The sequence below is a fragment of the Massilia aurea genome (genome assembly GCF_014200505.1).
Lineage (GTDB): Bacteria > Pseudomonadota > Gammaproteobacteria > Burkholderiales > Burkholderiaceae_D > Telluria > Telluria aurea_B.
Genome location: NZ_JACHBX010000003.1, coordinates 418,304 through 438,448 on the forward strand (window position 1 = coordinate 418,304; position 20,145 = coordinate 438,448).

Sequence of the window (20,145 nt, forward strand, 5' to 3'; positions counted from 1 at the left end):
GGCGCACACGCGCTTTTATGTAGTGAATTTACGCGCAGATAATTGTATTATTCGATAATCTGTTAACGACAACATTGTGCCACGCACCCCGGACCCCATGCGCCAGCCATCCTTGACCAGTACCGCCAGCTTCCAGGCCCTCGCCCAGCACGCCGACATCGCCACCACGTGGCAGATGCGTGATCTGTTTGCCGCCGACCCGCAGCGCTTCGAGCGATTCAGTGACGAGGCTGCAGGCCTGTTCCTAGACTATTCAAAAAATCGCCTCGACGGGCGCACGCTTGAACTGCTGATGCAGCTGGCGCGCGAGCGCGGTGTCGAAGCGCGGCGCGACGCGATGTTCCTGGGCGCGCGCATCAACAACACCGAAGGCCGCGCCGTGCTGCACACCGCCCTGCGCGCCCCGCGCGGCGCGTCGCACGTGGTCGATGGCGTGGACATCAATGCCGACATCCACGCCGTGCTCGATCGCATCAAGACCTTTACCGATGCGGTGCGCAGCGGCGAATGGCTCGGTCACACCGGCAAGCCGATCACGGACATCGTCAACATCGGCATCGGCGGCTCGGACCTGGGCCCGAAGATGGTCGTACTGGCCCTGCGCCACTATGCGCATCCACGCCTGCGCATGCACTTCGTCTCGAACGTCGACGGCCACGACATGGACGCCGCCCTCGGTCAGGTCGATCCCGAAACGACGCTCTTCATTGTCGCCTCCAAGACCTTCACCACCACCGAGACGATGATGAACGCGCAGACCGCGCGCCGCTGGTTCCTGGCGCACGCGCCTGAAGAGGCTCTGGCGAAGCACTTCGTCGCCGCATCGACCAACACCGAGGCAATCAAGGCCTTCGGCATCGACCCGGCCAATATGTTCCCGTTCTGGGACTGGGTGGGCGGGCGCTATTCGGTGTGGTCGGCGATCGGCCTGCCGGTCGCGCTGGCCGTGGGCTTCGGCTACTTCAAGGACTTCCTGGCCGGCGCCCACGACATGGATGAACACTTCCGCAGCGCGCCGCTCGAGCAGAACCTGCCGGCGCTCCTGGGCCTGATCGGCTTCTGGAACCGTCAGTTCCTCGAGTGCAGCTCGGTCTCGATCGCGCCGTACCACCAGGACCTGAACCGCTTCCCGGCCTACCTGCAGCAGCTCGACATGGAAAGCAACGGCAAGCGCGTCACGCGCGACGGCCAGCCCGTCGACACGCCAACCTGCCCGGCAATCTGGGGCGAGTGCGGCACCAACGGTCAGCACGCCTACTTCCAGCTGCTGCACCAGGGCACCGACGTGACGCCGATGGATTTCATCGCCGCCCTGCGTCCGGCGCACGAGATGGACCACCACCACACTGCCCTGCTGGCGAACTGCTTCGCGCAGTCGGAAGCCTTCATGAAGGGCAAGACCGCCGACGAAGTGCGCATCGACCTGACGGCGCAAGGCTTGCCGGCAGACGAAGTCGAGCGCCTCACGCCGCACAAGACCTTCCCTGGCAACCGCCCGAGCAACACGATCCTGATGGAGCGCCTGACGCCCACCACGCTGGGCGCCCTGATCGCACTGTACGAGCACAAGACGTTCGTCCAGGGCGTGCTGTGGGACGTGAACAGTTTTGATCAGTGGGGCGTCGAGCTGGGCAAGGTATTGGCCAAGAAGATTGAGGCCGAGCTGGCAGGTGAGCCGGCGCCCAACCTGCACGACAGTTCCACCAACGGCTTGATCGCGCGCGCGAAAGCCGCCGTCTGATCGTAATCCTGTAGGGTGGACGGGTTCCCCGTCCACGCGTTCAACGATCTTTGGTACACCACAAAATCAGCTTGATTTGAACGCGTGGACGGCATAGCCGTCCACCCTACGCCGGCTGAAGCACCTGCGACGCGAAAGAAGACTATGGCAACCGAAAAATTCGAAGTAGTACACGATGCGCCGATGCTGGTGGGCGAATCGGCGATCTGGCACGAAGTCGAATCGGCCCTGTACTGGGTCGATATCGAAGGCCTGACCGTCAACCGCCTGCACGCGGCCAGCGGCAAATTCAGCTCATGGAAGATGGGGTCGAACCCGTCGGCGCTGGCCATCGACGACAATAATTTTCTGGTCGTGGCCACGCGCGAGCGCCTGCTGCGCCTGAACACGACGGACGGTGCGGAAACCCCGATCGCCGATGCGCCCTACGATACGTCGAAGGTGCGCTTCAACGATGGCCGCGTCGACCCGGCAGGCCGGTTCTGGATCGGCACCATGTACGAGCCGCGCGACCAGCCGGCCGCCGAGATGTACGTGCTCGCGCGCGACAACCTGCGCTGCGCCTGGCGCGGCGGCATGACCAACTCGAACGGCCTGGCCTGGAGCCTGGATGGCCGCACGATGTTCCATGCCGATACCACCACGCACCGCATCGACTGCTACGACTTCGATGTGGCCACCGGTGAGCACAGCAACCGCCGTACAATCCTCACCTTCCCGACCGATAAAACGGCCCCGGACTACGGCGGCCGGCCCGATGGCGCAACGATCGACTCTGAAGGCATGTACTGGGTCGCGATGTTCGAAGGCGGCCGCGTGCTGCGCATCTCGCCAAGCGGCGAGATCCTGCGCGAGATCAAACTGCCGGTGCGCTGCCCGACATCGGTCTGCTTCGGCGGACCGGACCTGCGCACGCTGTACATCACCAGCGCCAGCCAGGGCCGCTCAAACGAAGAGATTGCGCAGTATCCGCACACCGGCAAGGTGCTGTCGGTGCGGCTCGATGTGGCGGGCCGCGAAGAGCCCGAATATTCGATCTGAAGCCCGGGCGCAATCTGAACCCGGGCCCGCACCTGCTTACCAGGTGTAGCCGGCCTTCACATAGAAGTAGCGGCCATTGAAGCCGTTCGGCGCCCACACGCTGTACGGCTGGGTGCCGTTCACATTCAGGTTGGCCCGCGACGTGACCTGCGCAGGATAGCGGTTGGTCACGTTGTCGATGCCGGCCGTCAGGCGCCACTGGTTCAGGCGCACGCTCGCTGCCAGATCGAGCACCCACTGCGGGTCGTAGTTCTGGTCCAGCGCCGGATCGTTCTGCGGCACCGTGAATTCGCCGTAACGCGTCACCACGGCGCGGCCATTCCACGCACCCTGCGTGAAGTCACCCGTCAGACCGAGCTTGTCCTTCGGCGAGCCGACCGTCAGGCGGTTGATGCTCTGGCGGTCCACCAGCGACAGTCCCTGCCCCGACAGCACGGCCGGCGACGCCGCCACACCCTGCACTTCGTTGTCGTTATGGTTGTAGGCCAGCGTCAGGTCGGCGCGCGCACCCTGTGCGAAGTTCAGGCGGTACGTGCTGACCACATCCACACCCTTGGTGCGCGTGTCGACCGCGTTGGTGAAGTAGCGCGCCGCGCCGACGAACACGCCCTGGGCCGCCAGTGCTCGTGACAGCGCCGGCGCATTGGCCAGTTGCAGGTTCGACGAGAACACGATGCGATCGTCGATATCGATGCGGTACAAATCGACGGTCGTGGTCCAGTTGCGGGTGGGCTGCCACTGCGCACCGATACTCAGGTTGCGCGCCTTTTCGGCCTTGAGCGGCTGCGCGCCCAGTGCACGGGCGGCGGCGCTGCCGACCGGGAACGTGCCCGTCTCCACCAGCGCGCTGGCGCCGTTCACGAGCAGCGTGTTGGTGGTGGTGATCGTGTAGAACGACTGCGCCAGCGACGGCGCGCGGAAACCGTTCGACGCCGTGCCGCGCAGCGCGAAGGTTGGCGTGAACGCATAGCGCGCCGATGCCTTGGCCGAGTTGGTGCTGCCGAAATCGCTGTAGCGTTCATGGCGCAGCGCCAGGGCCCCCGACAGTGCGCTCGTGATGTCGCCTTCCAGGTTCAGGTACACCGATTTGTTGTTGCGGCTGTTTTCGCCTGCATTCTCAGGGCGGAAGCCCGAATAGCCCTGCGCGCCGGAACCGAAGTACGAACCGGCTTCACCTGCGCCGATTTCGTAGGATTCATGGCGCGCTTCCAGGCCCAGGGCCACCGTCAGCGGACCGCTCATGAACGACACGGGAATCTCGCGCGCCACGTCCAGGTTGGCCAGACTTTGGGTCGAGGTCAGTTCGCCCGCATAGAAGCTGGTCGGGCTGGCGGCGCCCAGGCTGTAGTTGACCGTGTCATTGACGTCGAGCGTGAAGCGGTTGCGGCCATGGTTCAGGCTCGCATCCCAGCGCCAGCCGGCGGCCACGCCGCGCAGGCCCGTGACGATCGAGGCATCGACCGAGGTGCTGCCCAGCAGCGGCTGGAAGCCTTCCGGATACAGGGGCGAGCGCAGCGTGGTGCGGTTGTTGTCGGTGAACGCGGTGCGGAAAGTCGCCGCAGACGAGGTGTCACGCTCGCCGTAGCTCGCAAAGGCGTACCAGTCGATGTCGTCGTTGATGCGCACTTCGCTGTTGACGAACAGCGTACGTGGCCGGCTGTCCGGGTCACCGTAGCGCTGGGTGATCAGGCCCTGGCGTGGACCGGCGGACGGGCGCGGGTCGGCGAACGAGCGGTTGGTGGCGTTACGCTCGGCCGCTTCGACGGCGATGCGCACCCAGCCATCCTGGCCCAGGTTGAAGCCCGCCGAGCCGCGCACGGTGCCCTGCTCGCCGTCGCCCGCGTCGTACTGGCCATACACCACTTCTGCTTCGCCACCCTTGGCGCCGCGCTTCAGGATGATATTGACCACGCCGGCAATGGCGTCCGAGCCGTATTGGGCTGCGGCGCCGTCGCGCAGCACTTCGATGCGCTCGATCGCTGCCAGCGGAATCGCATTCAGGTCGACCGGCGCCGAGCCGCGGCCCAGCGTGCCGTTGACGTTGACGACGGCCGACGTGTGGCGGCGCTTGCCGTTGACCAGCACCAGCGTCTGGTCGGGCGACAGGCCGCGCAGTTGCGCCGGACGCACCGCGTCGCTGGCATCAGCGCCGCTCGGCCGCGGGAAATTCATCGATGGCAGCAGGCGTGAGAGCACGGTGGCCAGCTCGCCCGAGCCGGTGCTGAGCAGTTCCTTGTTACCGATGACGTCGACGGGCGACTCCGAATCGAGCGTGCGGCGGTTCAGTGAACGGGTGCCGGTGACGACGATCGTCTGCACGTCCTGGGCGGCCGGCGCCGGTGACGGCGTCTCCTGGGCCAGCGCGGCGGTCGGGGCCAGGGTCGCGATCAGGCTCAGGATCAGGACCGCGCGATGCGGATTGGCGTGATGGTGCTTGCAGCTCATGGGGGCTTCTCTTCTTCTGGTCGGTGACGGCGGTACCTCGACCGCCGAAGGGACGCGAAGCTTAACAGGCCTCCAATTACGTTGCCAATACCGATTTTGCCTATGCTTATATCGGGAATCTGCAGATAGGAGCAGATGACAGCAGGCGCCCCGCTCAGCCCATCATCCGGGCCGAATCGTAGCCGATGCGCACCGCGCCCCAGTGCTTCCCGTCGAGTACGATCGGCATCGACAGATCGTTGATCACCTCACCGGTATCGCGCAGATAGGTCTGCAGCAGGAACGGCTCGCGGTTCTTCGCCAGCCGGATGCCCACCGGATCGTCGAAGATCCGCTTGTTGCGGCAATACACCAGGTCGTGCTCGCGCTGCCCGTTGGGCGGGCGCGAAAACTTGGTGTTGTGGGTCGGCGCGAAGCCGCGGTTGTCCACGGCGAGCGCGTAGGCGGCGCCCGGCAAATCGGTCAGCACGCGGTCGAACAGGATTTGCAGGTCGCGCTCGACGATGCGGTCGTACGACGTGGTAAAGCGCGGCGGATCGGACTGCGCGATCGGCTGGTAATTCTGGTCGAACACGTTGGCGCCACTCCCGGCATGCCGCTTCAGGCAAGCCAGCACCTCTTCGCGCAGCACGGTGGTCGCATCGACCAGCGCGTCGAACGGCGTGCCGCCGGTGCGAAAACCCGCCAGCACGCCTTGCAGTTCCTCGGTGGCCAGCCGCACCTCGTCGACCCGGCGCGACGCGTCCTGCATCGTTGCCGCCGCCCCGGATGCATTGCTCGCCACCTCGCCGACGCGCGCTCCGATCTGCTGGTTGACACCATCGAGCGACTGCATCGCCAGCGCCATCTGGTCGACGGTTGCGGTCATGCGCTCAAAATCGGCCACGAACGTCGTCAGGTGGCTCGCCGCGCTGCCGGCTTCGCGCGCCGAGACGTTCACGCCGTCGAGGATACTGGCCGTCGCGCTGGAGGTCGATGCCACCAGCCCGCGCATCGCACTGCTGGCGGTCGCGATCTTCACGGCTTCCGTGTTGACGACCTGGGACAGGCGCCGCACTTCGGACGCCACCACGGCAAACCCGCGCCCGGCCGGGCCGGCGCGTGCCGCCTCGATCGCGGCATTGATCGCCAGCAGGTTGGTCTGGTTGGCGACGTTTTCGATGACGGTGCCGAATTCGCCGATCTCGTGCAGGTGCCCGACCAGCTGCGAGACGGTGTCGGAAAACCCGTGCACCTGCGCCTCGATCGTGCGCATGCGCGCTTCGAGGCGTGTCAGTTCATCCATCGACTCGCGCGCCGTGTGCAAATTGCGCTGGGCGGTGTCGGCGATGCGCAGCGTACCCGCATTGACGTCGGCCGACAGCTCGGTGACTTCGCGCGCTGCGGCAGCCAGCGCGCCGGCCGCCTGGTGCTGGCGCGCGGCCTGGGCCTGCGCCTGGTCGACTTCCTTGCGCAGGCGCGCGGCATTGATCGCCGTGCGGATGCTGCCATCGCGGGCCTTGACCACCAGCGCGCGCATGCTGCCGCCAACGGCCCCGCTACTGAACAGCGACAGCATCCGTCCCCAACTTTGCATCCAGCCCATCATGTCTCCCTCGTCCTCAGCTCGAACGGCTGCGGTATTTACGTGTGGAAACTATAGTCCTGATCCCCTGCCCTGTCATGTGCCAATGTCCGGTCGTCGCATTCCCACCACTTGGGGCGCGCCGGTGCGTCCTCAACTATGCCAACATACACTGCAGCAATGGCCTTTCGTAGTAGATTTTCTTGTAACGCGCCAGTTTATGTAGTAAATTTACATACAATCTATCCCTGTTTTCATTCTCTTCACGTACCCAGCTCATCATGGCGATTCCCGATTTCGACCTCGTATTCTTTGGCGGCAGTGGCGACCTTGCGATGCGCAAGCTGTTGCCGGCCATGTTCGCGCGCGACGTGGCGGGCGACCTGCCGGCCAGCGCCCGCATCATCTGCGTAGGGCGCGACGACGCCACGCAGGAAGAATTTCTGCACATGGTCGAGACCAACTCGAAGCCGCACATCAAGGAAGCGCCATCTGGCGCCAACTGGGACAAATTCATCGGCCGCATCACCTATGTGGCGCTGAACGCCACCGATGCGAGCACCTTCGGCGACCTGGTCGCGGCCCTGCGCGCCGACGAGTCGCTCACGCGCGTGTACTACCTCGCTACGCCGCCACAGATCTTCGCCAAGATCTGCGACAACCTGGCCGCCACCGGTCTTGCCACGCCCAATTCGCGCGTGGTGCTCGAAAAACCACTGGGCCGCGACCTGGCCTCGGCCAAGCAGATCAACCTGGATGTCGGCAAGGTCTTCGCCGAATCGCAGATCTACCGCATCGACCACTACCTGGGCAAGGAGACCGTGCAGAACCTGCTGGCCCTGCGCTTCGGGAACATCCTGTTCGAGCCGCTGTGGCGCCGCGAATGGATTTCGGACGTGCAGATCACCATCGCCGAGAAGATCGGCGTGGGCAACCGCATGGGCTACTACGACAACTCGGGCGCGCTGCGCGACATGCTGCAGAACCACCTGCTGCAACTGCTGTGCATCGTGGCGATGGAGCCGCCGGCCTCGATCGCGCCGGACGCCGTGCGCGACGCCAAGCTGCAGGTGCTGCGCTCACTGAAACGCTTCACACCAACCACGCTGACCCACAATATCGTGCGCGGCCAGTACCGCTCGGGCTACATCGACGGCCAGCCGGTACCCGGCTACCGCGACGAACCGGATGCGCCAAAGAGTTCGCGCACCGAGACCTTCGTGGCGATGAAGGCTGAAATCGACACCTGGCGCTGGGCCGGCGTGCCGTTCTATCTGCGCACCGGCAAGCGCATGTCCGACCGCCTGGCCGAAATCGTCGTGCGCTTCAAGCCGATCCCGCATTCGATCTTCAACCAGCCGACGTCGAGCTTCCAGCCCAACAGCCTGGTGATCCGCCTGCAGCCTGACGAAGGCCTGTCGATGAACCTGATGGCCAAGACGCCGGGCGACTCGATGCGCCTGAAACAGGCCGAACTCGAACTCGATTTCCGCGAGCAGTTCACGTCGCCGCGCATGGAAGCGTACGAGCGCCTGCTGCTCGACGTGCTGCGCGGCCAGCTGACGCTGTTCATGCGCGGCGACGAGCTGGAAGCGGCGTGGGAATGGGTCGAGCCGATCCTGGAACACTGGGAACAGGACGACAGCTCGCCCGCCCCGTACACGTCCGGCACCTGGGGGCCGGCTGCGGCCAGTGCCCTGATCGGGCGCGACGGTTTGCAGTGGCGCGAAGAATCGCTGCCCGAAGACTGAGGCCCACCCATGCTGCTCGACTCGATCCGCACCCAGCTCGACACGCTCTCCAAATCGGAGCGCAAGGTGGCGCTCGCGGTGCTGGCCGCGCCATCGGGTACCGTGAGCCAGAACATCACGGCGCTCGCGCGCAACGCGGGCGTGTCGGAACCGACCGTCGTGCGCTTTTGCCGCACGCTCGGTTATGACGGCTGGCACGAGTTCAAGCTGAAGCTGGCGCAAGGCCTGGCGCTGGCCCTGCCCGGCGCGAATGAGGCGCCGCATCAGGACGACCTGGCGTCGGACCTGATCAACAAGATCTGCAGCCGCTCGATCAACACGCTGCTCGACCTGCGCAACAACCTCAAGCCGGAGCTGGTCCAGCAGGCCCTCGAGATCCTCGCGCGCGCCAACAAGATCGAGTTCTACGGCCAGGGCACGTCCGGCTTCGTGGCGGCCGACGCGCAGCACAAGTTCTTTCGCTCGGGCGTGCCGACGGTGGCCTATACCGACCCGGCCATCCACTCGATCGCCGCGGCCCTGCTGCGCGAAGGCGATGCGGTGGTCGCCATTTCGCAGCGCGGCAACAACCCCGCGCTGACCCGGTCGGCCAAGCTGGCCAAGGCGGGCGGCGCACAGGTCATCGTGCTGGCGCCATCGGGCACGCCGCTGGCCGAGATGGCCACGCTCCTGATCCCGATCGACCTGGTATTTGCAACCGACCCGTACACGCCGATCTCGGCGCGCCTGGCCTACCTGGTCGTGATCGACGTGCTGGCAGTGGGCCTGGCGCTGCGGCGCGGGCCGGAGTTTCGCAAGAAGATGCAGAACGCGCAGAAGGCGCTGCAGGAGTTCGACATGCAGTTCGATTCGTTTATTGGCTAAGCGCCCTCTCGTGATAATGGGTGAGCCTTTCACCCCTTTCACCCTTGTAGACTGGCCGGCTCGCCCGCCGTCACAAGGAATCGCATGCCACGTTTGTCCCTCGCCGCCCTGCTATGCGCCTGCCTCGCGCTGCCTGCCGGCGCTGACGACCGCGCCGCACCGTCGCCGGCGCAAGCCGGCTACGACTATGCCCAGACGGTGCGCAACGAAGTAAGCACGCAGCTCAAGGACAAATCGGACCGGGTCGCCCTCGAGCAGGCGGCCCAACGGCTCGAAGGATTGGTCGACTGGCTCGACACGCCGCTGACGCGCGATCTGGGCACCGGCTCGCGCTACCTGTATTTCCGCGGCCTCGATGTCCAGCGCGACCTGGCCGTGGTCTACGCCCGGCTGGGCCAGACCGACAAAGCGCTCGATGCGCTGGAAACCATGGGGCGCTATGGCTGGTTTGGCGACGCCACCGAGCCGATGCTGGCCGATGAGGCGTTTGCGGCCTTGCGGGAAGAACCGCGCTTCCAGGCCATCCGGGCGACATGGTCGACGCCTCTGCGGATGCTGAAGGACTTCGGCGCCGACTCGACCTACCGCGAACGGCTCACGGTCGAAGAACGCATCGCCGGCCTCACCCAATTCTGGGCCGATGCCAGGCAGTACTTCGCCCACTTCGACAATGCGCCCACTCTCGACTGGAACCAGGCTTACCTGGAATTTTTACCCAGGGTGATCGCGGCCAACACCACCGCCGCGTATTACCAGGTGCTGATGCAGTTCGCGCCGCTGCTGCGCGACGGCCACACCAATATCTTCCCGCCCGATCAGTTGAAGGACCGGCTGTACGCGCGTCCGCCGATCATGACGGCGCTGGTGGAGGATGCGGTCCTGGTCACCGCGGTACACGATCCCGCACTGGCTGCGGGCTTGCGCGTCGGCGATGAAATCGTCGCCATCGACGGCATGCCGGTCAAACAGTATGCCGAGCAAAAGGTCGCGCCGTACGTCAGCAGTTCGACCCCGCAGGACCGCGCGCTGCGCATGTATTCCTACCAGCTGCTGACGGGCGACGCTGGGGTGCCGGTGCGTTTGACCCTGCGTGACGGCACCGGACGCCAGCGCGAAGAAACCATCGCGCGCGGCAGCGCAGACGCACCCGGCAAGCGTGAACCGTTCGCGTTTCGCATGCTCGCTGGCGACATCGCTTATCTCTCGCTCGACCACTTCGAAAGCGACGATGGCGTGATCGCGTTTGCGATGCACGCGCCGCAGATCATGCGCGCCAAAGGGCTGATCCTGGACGTGCGTGGCAATGGCGGCGGCTCCACCGCCCATGGCGAATCGATCCTGCAGCGCCTGACCAACCAGCCGATTCCACGCGCGCTCAGTTTCGTGCGCGGCCCCAGCATCGCCAGCACGGAATCTTCACGCACACTGACGTGGGAACCCATGCCGGCGATAGCACCCGCGCGCAACCAGTTCGGCAAGGTCTTCGCCGGCCCCGTCGTCGTGCTGACGAGTGAGCAAACCTTTTCGGCTGCCGAGGACTTCGTCCTTGCCTTTAACGCGCTCGAACGCGGCACGACGATCGGCGCCACGACCGCCGGCAGCACCGGGCAGCCGATCGGGATCAAGTTGCCGGGCGGCGGGTGGGGACGCATTTGCTACAAGCGCGATCTGCTGCCTGACGGGGGGAAGCTAGTGGGCCGCGGCCTGGCGCCGGACATCGAAGCCTTCCCGACCGTGAAATCGGTCCGCGCCGGCACTGATCCGGTGCTTCAACGGGCGCTGGCCACGTTCAGGCGCTGAACCCGGGATGCACGCAACCGCAAGCGAAGCCGTTGGGCTAAAATAGTTCCTTTATTGACCGCCAAATGGCAACGCCATGCACATCAATCCAGAACGCAGCGACTGCCCCGATTACGACCTGCTGGTACGCCAGGTCACGAGCATCCTCGAAGGTGAACGCGACCTGACGGCCAATGCGTCGCAGTTCTCGGCCCTGGTCTACGACACCATCGCCGACCTGAACTGGGCTGGCTTCTACTTCACCGTGCCGTCCAAAAAAGGCGAAGGCAACGATCTGCTGGTCGGCCCGTTCCAGGGCAAGCCCGCCTGCGCGCGCATCCCGTTCGGGCGCGGCGTGTGCGGCGCCACCGCTGTCAAGCGCGAAACCATCGTGGTCGCCGACGTGCATGCGTTCCCGGGCCATATCGCCTGCGATTCGGCGTCGGCCTCCGAGATCGTGATCCCGGTGCTCAAGGACGACCGGCTGATCGGCGTGTTCGATATCGACAGCCCGAAGCTCGAGCGCTTCAGTGACGAAGACCGCGCCGGCCTGGAAGCCATGCTGGCCGCGTTTGTCGCGGGCACCGATTTCTAAGCATATTCAAGAGACCACCATGAACCAACTCGAACAGCTCAAGCAATTCACCACCGTCGTTGCCGATACCGGCGACTTCCAGTCGATCAAGGCGTACACGCCGCAGGACGCGACCACCAACCCGTCGCTGATCCTGAAGGCCGTGCAAAAGCCCGAATACCGTCCGCTGCTCGAAAAAGCCATCGCCAATGCGCCCGACGCGTCGATCGACGGCATCATCGACAGCCTGTTGATCGCCTTTGGCGTGGAAATCCTCAAGTTCGTGCCGGGCCGCGTGTCGACCGAGATCGATGCGGCGCTGTCGTTCGATACCGAGGCCACGGTGGCCAAGGGCCGCGAACTGATCGCGCTGTACGAAGCCGCCGGCGTGTCGCGCGAGCGCGTGCTGATCAAGATCGCCTCGACCTGGGAAGGCATCCGCGCCGCCGAGATCCTGGAAAAAGACGGCATCCACTGCAACCTGACGCTGCTGTTCTCGCTGTGCCAGGCCGTGGCGTGCGCCGAAGCGGGCGTCAAGCTGATTTCGCCATTCGTCGGCCGCATCTACGACTGGTACAAGAAGTCGACCGGCACCGATTACCAGGGCGCCGACGATCCGGGCGTGCAGTCGGTCAAGGGCATCTACCAGTATTACCGCAAGTTCGGCTACGCTACCGAAGTCATGGGCGCGAGCTTCCGCAACACGTCGCAGATCCTCGAGCTGGCCGGTTGCGACCTGCTCACGATCTCGCCCGACCTGCTGCAAAAGCTGGCCGACAGTGACGCGCCATTCGAGCGCAAGCTGGTCAAGGACGACAGCGCCGATATCGAGAAGATCGCGATCGACGAAAAAACGTTCCGCTTCATGCTCAATGAAGATGCGATGGCGACCGAAAAGCTGGCCGAAGGCATCCGCGCGTTCGTGGCCGATTCGATCAAGCTGAAAGTAATGATCGAAGGCATGCGCTAAGCACACCAGTTGCATAAACGACAAACCCGGCCGCGGCCGGGTTTTTTGTTGCTATACGGCAGCATTGTAGGGTGGACGGCTATGCCGTCCACGCGTTCAACGTAACCTGGAATGCCACGATGCGTAGTTGGTTTGAACGCGTGGGCGGGTAACCCGCCCACCCTACGTCGGACTATCTATTTACAGCGCGCTCAGCGTGCGCGCAAGCCTGCCATGTAGGTATCGATCAGCTCCGCGCCCAGGTCCACCAGCTCGAATGCGCCTGGCTCGAAGATCCAGTTGCGGATCAGGCCGTCGAGCATCACCCAGACCGACATCGACGCCTTGCGCGGATCGACCGTGGCCGGCAGCGTGCCGTCGGCCACGGCTTGCGTGAACTGATCCTGCAGCCGGCCGCGCCAGCGCGCTACCGATTCGCGCTTGTGCGCGCGCGCTGAATCGACCTCGTCGGTAAATTCAGTCTTGAGCGTGGCGATCTCGAACACGCGGCGCGCCTTTTCATCGCCCTCCACGATCTGCAGCACCGCCAGCATTTCGTTGCGCAGGCTTTGCAGCGGATCGGTGTCCGCGCGTTCGCCTGCCAGCTTCACGGCAGCATCCATCGGCATCGTGGCGCGTTCCATCATGGCGCTGAACACGGCGCCCTTGTCGACAAAATGCCAATAAATTGCGCCGCGCGTCACGCCCGCTGCGGTAGCAATATGCTGTAAAGTTGTTCTTGAAACGCCATGTTTTGCGAACAAAATTTCTGCTGCGTCAAGGATGCTATCGCGTGTTGCGGCGGCTTCTTCTTTCGTCCTGCGGACCATATTCGGGGGGTACTCCAAAATTACAGGGGGGCAAACATTTTACATACAGTCGTGATAGTATATAAAACTATTTGCAAAAGCCAGTGTTGATATCACCCTTCGCCATGTTTTCCTGAGCGCCGGGTGACGTCGACGCGTTACTAACTAGAAGGAAGCACACGTAATGCGCCCTGCCCAATCCTCGTCCCCGTCCCTGACCCGGGTCGCTGCCGCCACTCTGGCAGCCCTGGTTCTGTTATCCGCCTGCGGCAAGAAAGATGCAGCCCCAGCCGGCGCCGCCCCTGGCGGCCAGCAAGCTCCAGCCGTCCAGGCCGGTATCATCACCACCAAGATCGAAACCGTCGCATTGCAGACCGAGCTGCCAGCCCGCGTCGAGGCAATCCGCACCGCCCAGGTTCGCGCCCGCGTCGATGGCAATGTCCAGAAACGCCTGTTCACCGAGGGCAGCATGGTCAAGCAGGGCCAGGCGCTGTATCAGATCGACGCTGCACCGTACCAGGCGCAGGTTGCTTCCGCCCAGGCTGACCTGGCACGTGCCCAGGCCAATCTGGTCGCGGCCAAGTCGATTGCCGATCGCTACAAGCCGCTGGTCGAAGCCGCTGCTGTCAGCAAACAGGAATTCGACAACGCCGTCGCGGCGCAACGCCAGGGTGAAGCCGAAGTGGCCGCCGCCCGTGCGCAGGTCCGCGTGGCGCAGATCAATCTGGGCTACACCAACGTCAATGCACCGATCTCCGGCCGCATCGGCCGTTCGCTGGTGACCGAAGGTGCGCTGGTCTCGGCGACCCAGTCGACCGAGCTGGCCCTGATCCAGCAGACCGACCGCATGTACCTGAACATCACCCAATCGGCCAACGATCTGCAGCGTCTGCGCAAGCAGGCCGGCGGCAAGATCGATGCCGAGCTGCCAGTCACGGTCGTGCTTGACGACGGTACCGTGCTGCCACGCAAGGGCAAGCTGCTGTTCTCGGACGTGACCGTCGACGAAACGAGCGGTCAGGTCACGCTGCGCGCTGCCATCGACAATCCGGACAACGCCCTGCTGCCAGGCCAGTACGCACGCGTGCGCCTGTCGCAGTCGGAAACGCGCGGCATCCTGGTGCCACAGCAAGCGGTCACCCGTGGCGGCCAGAACGGCGATACCGTGATGGTCATCGGCGCCGACAACAAGCCAGTGTCCCGCACGGTCAAGATCGCGTCGCAGCAAGGCGAGAGCTGGATCGTCATCGACGGCCTGAAAGAAGGCGAAAACGTGATGGTGGATGGCTTCCAGAAGCTGCAGATGCTGCCGCCAGGTACCCCGGTCAAGCCGGTGCCATGGACCCCGGCCGGCACCCAGGCGCCAGCCCAGGCAGGCGCTCCGACGGCTCAGCCGAACGCTGCCGGTGCTCAGGCCGCCGCTGGTGCGAATGCTTCCGGTGCACGCACCCCGAGTTCCGGTTCGCCGGCTGCGGGTGCAACGACCCCGGCCAACAGCAGCCGCTAAGAATAAAACGAACAGGACTTTTCAATGGCACGTTTTTTTATTGACCGCCCAATTTTTGCATGGGTGATCGCGCTGTTCATCATGGTGCTGGGTACTGTTGCGATCAAGCAGTTGCCGATCGCCCAATACCCATCCGTGGCGCCACCCGCGATCGTCGTCAACGTCACCTACCCGGGTGCGTCGGCGCAGACTCTGGAGGATTCCGTCATCTCGATTATCGAACGCGAGATGAACGGTGCCCAGGGCATGATCTACATGGAATCGACCAGCCAGGCCAACGGCACTGGCTCGATTACCATTTCCTTCGAGACCGGCACTGATCCGGAACTGGCCCAGGTTGACGTTCAGAACCGCCTGTCGCGCGCGACCCCGCGTCTGCCGCCGGCGGTGACGCAGCAAGGTGTGCGCGTCGACAAGTCGCGCTCGAACTTCCTGCTGTTTACGATCCTGTCGTCGGATGACCCGAAGATGGACAATATTGCGCTGGGCGACTACGCCTCGCGCAATGTGCTGCCTGAAATCCAGCGTATTACCGGCGTTGGCCAGGCCCAGCTGTTCGGTACCGAGAAGGCCATGCGGATCTGGATCGATCCAACCAAGCTGGTCGGCTTTAACCTGTCGCCCGCTGACGTCACGAGCGCGATCTCGCAGCAGAATGCCCAGGTCGCATCGGGCACGATCGGTGACTTGCCAATTGCGCAAGGCCAGCAGATCAGCGCCACCGTCATCGTGACGGGCCAGCTGTCGAACGTCGAGCAGTTTGGCAACATCGTGCTGCGCGCCAACCAGGACGGCTCGACCGTGCGCCTGAAGGACGTCGCCCGCATCGAAGTCGGCGGCCAGTCGTACAGCACCACGGCGCGCCTGAACGGCAAGCCATCGGCAGGTATCGGCGTGCAGCTGGCGCCATCCGGTAACGCCCTGGAAACCGCGGAACTGATCAAGGCCCGCATGGCAGAGCTGCAGAAGCTCTTCCCGAACGGCATCAAGTACTCGATTCCTTACGACTCCACCACCTTCATCTCGATTTCGATCGAGCAAGTGGTCCACACGCTGATCGAAGCGATCGTGCTGGTGTTCCTGGTGATGTACCTGTTCCTGCAGAACTTCCGCTACACGCTGATCCCAACCATCGTGGTGCCAATCGCACTGCTGGGCTCGTTCGCCTGCCTGCTGGCGATGGGCTTCTCGATCAACGTGCTGACCATGTTCGGCATGGTGCTGGTGATTGGTATCGTCGTCGATGATGCCATTGTGGTGGTCGAGAACGTCGAGCGCATCATGAGCGAAGAAGGCTTGCCGCCGCTGGAAGCCACGCGCAAGGCAATGGGCCAGATTTCGGGCGCCATCATCGGCGTGACCGTGGTCCTGATCGCCGTGTTCGTGCCGCTGGCATTCTTTGCCGGCGCGGTCGGTAACATCTACCGCCAGTTCTCGGTGGTCATGGTCACCTCGATCGCCTTCTCGGCGTTCCTGGCACTGTCGCTGACCCCGGCGCTGTGCGCGCACCTGCTCAAACCCGTCGAAGCCGGTCACCACAATGACAAGAAGGGCTTCTTTGGCTGGTTCAACCGCAAGTTCACCACCGGCGCCAAGAAATATGAAGGCTTCGTTGGCGCCCTGATGAAGCGTGCCGGCCGCTGGATGGTCGTGTTTGCCGTGCTGGTCGTCGTGGTCGGCGTGCTGTTCACGCGCCTGCCGAATTCGTTCCTGCCGAACGAAGACCAGGGCTACGTGATCGCCAACGTCCAGCTGCCGCCAGGCGCGACTGCCGAACGTACCGGCGCCGTCCTGCGTTCGATGGAAGAGTTCGTGATGAAGCAGCCGGAAACGGCCAACATCGTGGCCATTACCGGCTTCTCGTTCTCGGGCCAGGGCCAGAACATGGGTCTGGCGTTCATCCCGATGAAGGCATGGGACGAGCGCAAGGGCGACGGTCAGGACGCGCAATCGTTCGCGGGCCGCATCACCGGTCACATGGGCGCGCTGCGCGACTCGTTCATCTTCGTGGTGAGCCCGCCGCCGATCCCGGAACTGGGTACCGGTACCGGCTTCTCGTTCCGCCTGCAGGATCGTGCCGGCAACGGCCACGCTGCCCTGCTGGCCGCGCGTAACCAGATGCTGGGCATGGCGTCGCAGAGCAAGATCCTGACGGGCATGCGTCCGGAAGGTCTGGAAGATGCACCGCAGCTCAAGCTGAACATCGACCGCGACAAGGCGCAAGCCCTGGGCGTGACCTTCGCTGCGATCAACACGGCGCTGTCGACATCGATGGGTTCGTCGTACGTCAATGACTTCCCGAACGGTGGCCGCCTGCAGCGCGTGATCGTGCAGGCCGATGCGCCCCAGCGTATGCAGCCGGACGACTTGCTGCGCATCAATGCGATGAATACCCAGGGCCAGCCGGTGCCGATGTCGTCGTTCGCGACTACTGAATGGACCACCGGCCCGATGCAGACCAACCGCTACAACGGCTACCCTGCAATGAAGCTGACCGGTGAACCGGCGCCTGGTTACTCGAGCGGCGAAGCGCTGGACGAAATGCAGCGCCTGGCCGAGCGCCTGCCGCCTGGCTTCTCGTATGAGTGGACCGGCCAGTCGCGCGAAGAGCTGCTGTCGGGTTCGACCGTGTTCATCCTGATCGGCTTCGCGCTGCTCGCGGTGTTCCTGGCCCTGGCCGCGCTGTATGAAAGCTGGACCATCCCGGTGGCGGTCATGCTGGTGGTGCCGCTGGGTATTCTCGGCTCGCTGCTGGCAGCCAATATGCGGGGCTTGTCCAACGACGTCTACTTCAAGGTCGGCTTGATTACCATTATTGGTCTGGCGGCGAAGAACGCGATTCTGATCGTCGAATTCGCCAAGGACTTGCAAGCCGAAGGCAAGTCGCCGTTCGACGCGGCGCTTGAAGCGGCCCACCTGCGCTTCCGTCCGATCATCATGACCTCGCTCGCCTTCATCCTGGGCGTGCTGCCACTGGTGATCGCCAGCGGCGCCGGTTCGGCATCGCAGCGTGCCATCGGTACCGGCGTGATGGGCGGTATGATTACGGCAACCGTGCTGGGCGTGATCTTCGTGCCGGTGTTCTTCGTCGTTGTCCGTACGCTCTTCAAGGGCAGCGAGCGCCAGAACAAGATGTATGCCCATGCGCAGGAAAAGCAGCATGAGCTCGAGAAACAGGAACGCCAGGCCGCAGAAGAAGGGAAAAAAGTATGATCAAACACATCAAACTGATTGTCACGCCACTGGCGCTGTCGATGGCACTCGCCGGCTGCATGTCGCTGGCGCCGGACTATGAGCGCCCTGCTGCCCCGGTGGCAAGCGCCTTCCCGGCCGTGCCACAGGCAGCCACGGCATCGACCAGCCCGGTCATCAACCAGGCGCCGGCAGCCGTGGCATGGCAGCAGTTTTTTGCCGATGCGCGCCTGCGTCAGCTGATCGACCAGGCACTGGTCAACAACCGTGACCTGCGCATCGCCATCGCCAACATCGAGCAGGCGCGTGCGCAGTACCGCATCACGCGTGCCGATCGCCTGCCATCGGTGGGCCTGGGTGTCAGCGGCAACCGCCGGACGGTGGGCGAAGACCAGCCGATCGAAAGCACCTATCAGGCAGGCCTGCAGGTGACGTCGTTCGAGCTCGACCTGTTCGGCCGGGTGCGCAACCTGAGCGAAGCCGCGCTGGCGCAATACCTGGCCACCGAAGAAGCGCGCAAGACCACGCAGATCAGCCTGATCGCGTCGGTTGCCAACGCGTATCTGCAACTGCTGGCCGACGAAGAGCTGCTGCGCATCACGCAAGAGACGCTCAAGACGCGCCAGGATTCGGATCGCCTGACGCAGCTGCGTTTCGAGAACGGCGTCGCATCGCGCCTGGATATCCAGCAATCGCGTTCGCTCGTTGAAACGGCCCTGGCCACGCTGGCGCAGCAACAGCGCTTCCGCGCCCAGGACATCAACCTGCTGACGCTGCTGGTCGGCCAGCCGCTGCCGGCAGACGTCTCGAGCGGCGCCACGCTGGCCAAGACCGAGCTGCCCGACCTGCCGGCCGGCCTGCCATCCGACCTGCTGGTCAACCGCCCGGACATCCGTGCGGCCGAGCAAGAGCTGATCGGGGCCAACGCCAATATCGGCGCGGCGCGCGCGAACTTCTTCCCGCGCATCTCGCTGACGGGCAGCGCCGGCAGCGCCAGCACCGAGCTGTCGGGCCTGTTCGAGAGCGGCACCTGGGGCTGGTCGTTCGCACCTCAGGCGATCCTGCCGATCTTCGACTACGGCCGCAACACCGCCACGCTGGGCGCCGCCCGTGCCCAGCGCGACATCGCCGTGGCGCGTTACGAGCAATCGATCCAGACCGCGTTCCGCGAAGTGGCGGACGCCCTGGCCGGCCAGGCGACGTACAGCGAGCAGCTGCGCGCGCAGGCAGCCGTGACCGAAGCCGAAGCCGACCGCTTCAACCTGTCGGACCTTCGCTTCCGCAGCGGCGCCGCAAGCCAGCTCGACCTGCTCGACGCACAGCGCTCGCTGTTCCAGTCGCAGCAGTTGTCGGTGCAGGCCAATCTGCTGCGTTTGCAGAATCAGGTTGCGTTGTATCGCGTGCTGGGTGGCGGTTGGGTGGAACCGGCGGCGCAAGCTGATGGAGCGCCGGTGGCGGCGAGGTAAGTTGCAACGCTGCTGACGCAAATGAGAACCGGGCCCATGTGGCCCGGTTTTTTTACATGTGAAGGTTAGCTTGGCAGATACGACGCGTGGCTCACCCTAGCTGTGGGTGAAGGTTGTGATGGTCGAGATTAAAGTAGCGCCACAGCTGGTCTTGTGGCCTTTATAAGCAACTGGCTTGCCATTTATCTTGTGCATAGGCTCGCCCTCCACAATAGTGCCGTCACCGTGGATCGGGCATGCACATTCGTCGCCAATGCAGGCGACGGCGATGCCACCAACGGTGAACGCCGTAGCAGCGACAGCAGTGACCTTGCCGCCGTGACTGGTGGGATCGTTTAGGCGGATGATGTTAGGCATGGCTATTATCCATTCCATCGCGCTCGTCCCAATTGCAATCAACGTCGCCCGACACTGGAATGGCTTCGTAATCAGAAAATTCCCAATCGACATAGGTAATGCGGTG

14 protein-coding genes and 1 pseudogene are annotated in these 20,145 nt (G+C 64.2%); 10 read left to right on the forward strand and 5 right to left on the reverse strand.

All coding sequences use genetic code 11. The features are described 5' to 3' along the window. The first annotated feature begins 97 nt into the window (after positions 1–97). Both pgi and HD842_RS15680 read left to right on the forward strand, forming a co-directional pair. Positions 98–1,741: a glucose-6-phosphate isomerase gene (gene pgi, locus HD842_RS15675; protein WP_183555658.1), complete on the forward strand. Its 1,644-nt coding sequence runs from the start codon at positions 98–100 to the stop codon at positions 1,739–1,741. Positions 1,742–1,885: 144 nt separating this feature from the next. After that, on the forward strand, positions 1,886–2,782 hold the full coding sequence (locus HD842_RS15680; protein ID WP_229424785.1) for an SMP-30/gluconolactonase/LRE family protein: 897 nt from the start codon (positions 1,886–1,888) through the stop codon (positions 2,780–2,782). Positions 2,783–2,818: 36 nt separating this feature from the next. Here the strand turns inward: HD842_RS15680 and HD842_RS15685 are convergent, their stop codons facing one another. Continuing rightward, on the reverse strand, positions 2,819–5,227 hold the full coding sequence (locus HD842_RS15685; protein WP_183555659.1) for a TonB-dependent receptor plug domain-containing protein: 2,409 nt from the start codon (positions 5,225–5,227) through the stop codon (positions 2,819–2,821). A 154-nt stretch (positions 5,228–5,381) separates the two neighbouring features. Further along, entirely contained in the window at positions 5,382–6,812 is a 1,431-nt protein-coding gene (locus tag HD842_RS15690) for a methyl-accepting chemotaxis protein (protein ID WP_183555660.1), read from the reverse strand. A gap of 260 nt (positions 6,813–7,072) precedes the next feature. Between HD842_RS15690 and zwf the strand changes: the two genes are divergently transcribed. The 5 genes from zwf (at position 7,073) to tal (ending at position 12,729) form a co-directional block, all read left to right on the forward strand. After that, on the forward strand, positions 7,073–8,542 hold the full coding sequence (gene zwf, locus HD842_RS15695) for a glucose-6-phosphate dehydrogenase (protein WP_183555661.1): 1,470 nt from the start codon (positions 7,073–7,075) through the stop codon (positions 8,540–8,542). Between the two features lie 9 nt (positions 8,543–8,551). Next, positions 8,552–9,406 carry an SIS domain-containing protein gene (locus HD842_RS15700; RefSeq protein WP_183555662.1) on the forward strand — a complete coding sequence of 285 codons (855 nt, stop codon included), beginning with the start codon at positions 8,552–8,554 and terminating at the stop codon, positions 9,404–9,406. A gap of 84 nt (positions 9,407–9,490) precedes the next feature. Then, positions 9,491–11,206, forward strand: a complete 1,716-nt coding sequence (locus HD842_RS15705; protein WP_183555663.1) for a S41 family peptidase — start codon at positions 9,491–9,493, stop codon at positions 11,204–11,206. 76 nt (positions 11,207–11,282) lie between these two features. Next, complete coding sequence (locus HD842_RS15710) at positions 11,283–11,780, forward strand: GAF domain-containing protein (RefSeq protein ID WP_183555664.1); 498 nt, start codon at positions 11,283–11,285, stop codon at positions 11,778–11,780. Positions 11,781–11,799: 19 nt separating this feature from the next. Continuing rightward, positions 11,800–12,729, forward strand: coding sequence for a transaldolase (gene tal, locus HD842_RS15715; RefSeq protein WP_183555665.1), 930 nt, complete (start codon positions 11,800–11,802; stop codon positions 12,727–12,729). 191 nt (positions 12,730–12,920) lie between these two features. Here tal and HD842_RS15720 read toward each other — a convergent pair whose 3' ends face one another. Then, positions 12,921–13,412 carry a TetR family transcriptional regulator C-terminal domain-containing protein gene (locus tag HD842_RS15720; protein ID WP_441899706.1) on the reverse strand — a complete coding sequence of 164 codons (492 nt, stop codon included), beginning with the start codon at positions 13,410–13,412 and terminating at the stop codon, positions 12,921–12,923. Then, positions 13,413–13,538 (reverse strand): annotated as a pseudogene (locus tag HD842_RS24540) (TetR family transcriptional regulator); the annotation flags it as partial. It lies immediately after the preceding gene. Between the two features lie 163 nt (positions 13,539–13,701). Between HD842_RS24540 and HD842_RS15725 the strand changes: the two are divergent. From HD842_RS15725 to HD842_RS15735, 3 genes are read left to right on the forward strand one after another with little or no spacing between them, the layout of a single operon-like run. After that, on the forward strand, positions 13,702–15,024 hold the full coding sequence (locus tag HD842_RS15725) for an efflux RND transporter periplasmic adaptor subunit (RefSeq protein ID WP_183555667.1): 1,323 nt from the start codon (positions 13,702–13,704) through the stop codon (positions 15,022–15,024). Between the two features lie 24 nt (positions 15,025–15,048). Next, positions 15,049–18,237: an efflux RND transporter permease subunit gene (locus HD842_RS15730; RefSeq protein ID WP_183555668.1), complete on the forward strand. Its 3,189-nt coding sequence runs from the start codon at positions 15,049–15,051 to the stop codon at positions 18,235–18,237. Continuing rightward, the gene (locus HD842_RS15735) at positions 18,234–19,682 is read left to right on the forward strand and encodes an efflux transporter outer membrane subunit (protein ID WP_183555669.1); all 1,449 of its coding nucleotides are present in this window, start codon (positions 18,234–18,236) and stop codon (positions 19,680–19,682) included. Before HD842_RS15730 ends, HD842_RS15735 begins: the two co-directional genes overlap by 4 nt. 96 nt (positions 19,683–19,778) lie before the next feature. Here the strand turns inward: HD842_RS15735 and HD842_RS15740 are convergent, their stop codons facing one another. Then, positions 19,779–20,039: a PAAR domain-containing protein gene (locus HD842_RS15740; protein ID WP_183555670.1), complete on the reverse strand. Its 261-nt coding sequence runs from the start codon at positions 20,037–20,039 to the stop codon at positions 19,779–19,781. Positions 20,040–20,145: the final 106 nt, after the last annotated feature.

Bases quoted from the DNA above. Each gene is read 5' to 3' on its own strand.
- HD842_RS15740 (WP_183555670.1), bottom strand. From the start codon at position 20,039: ATGCCTAACATCATCCGCCTAAACGATCCCACCAGTCACGGCGGCAAG.
- HD842_RS15735 (WP_183555669.1), top strand. From the start codon at position 18,234: ATGATCAAACACATCAAACTGATTGTCACGCCACTGGCGCTGTCGATG.
- HD842_RS15705 (WP_183555663.1), top strand. From the start codon at position 9,491: ATGCCACGTTTGTCCCTCGCCGCCCTGCTATGCGCCTGCCTCGCGCTG.
- HD842_RS15685 (WP_183555659.1), bottom strand. From the start codon at position 5,227: ATGAGCTGCAAGCACCATCACGCCAATCCGCATCGCGCGGTCCTGATC.
- tal (WP_183555665.1), top strand. From the start codon at position 11,800: ATGAACCAACTCGAACAGCTCAAGCAATTCACCACCGTCGTTGCCGAT.
- pgi (WP_183555658.1), top strand. From the start codon at position 98: ATGCGCCAGCCATCCTTGACCAGTACCGCCAGCTTCCAGGCCCTCGCC.
- HD842_RS15690 (WP_183555660.1), bottom strand. From the start codon at position 6,812: ATGGGCTGGATGCAAAGTTGGGGACGGATGCTGTCGCTGTTCAGTAGC.
- HD842_RS15680 (WP_229424785.1), top strand. From the start codon at position 1,886: ATGGCAACCGAAAAATTCGAAGTAGTACACGATGCGCCGATGCTGGTG.
- HD842_RS15710 (WP_183555664.1), top strand. From the start codon at position 11,283: ATGCACATCAATCCAGAACGCAGCGACTGCCCCGATTACGACCTGCTG.
- HD842_RS15725 (WP_183555667.1), top strand. From the start codon at position 13,702: ATGCGCCCTGCCCAATCCTCGTCCCCGTCCCTGACCCGGGTCGCTGCC.
- HD842_RS15700 (WP_183555662.1), top strand. From the start codon at position 8,552: ATGCTGCTCGACTCGATCCGCACCCAGCTCGACACGCTCTCCAAATCG.
- HD842_RS15730 (WP_183555668.1), top strand. From the start codon at position 15,049: ATGGCACGTTTTTTTATTGACCGCCCAATTTTTGCATGGGTGATCGCG.
- zwf (WP_183555661.1), top strand. From the start codon at position 7,073: ATGGCGATTCCCGATTTCGACCTCGTATTCTTTGGCGGCAGTGGCGAC.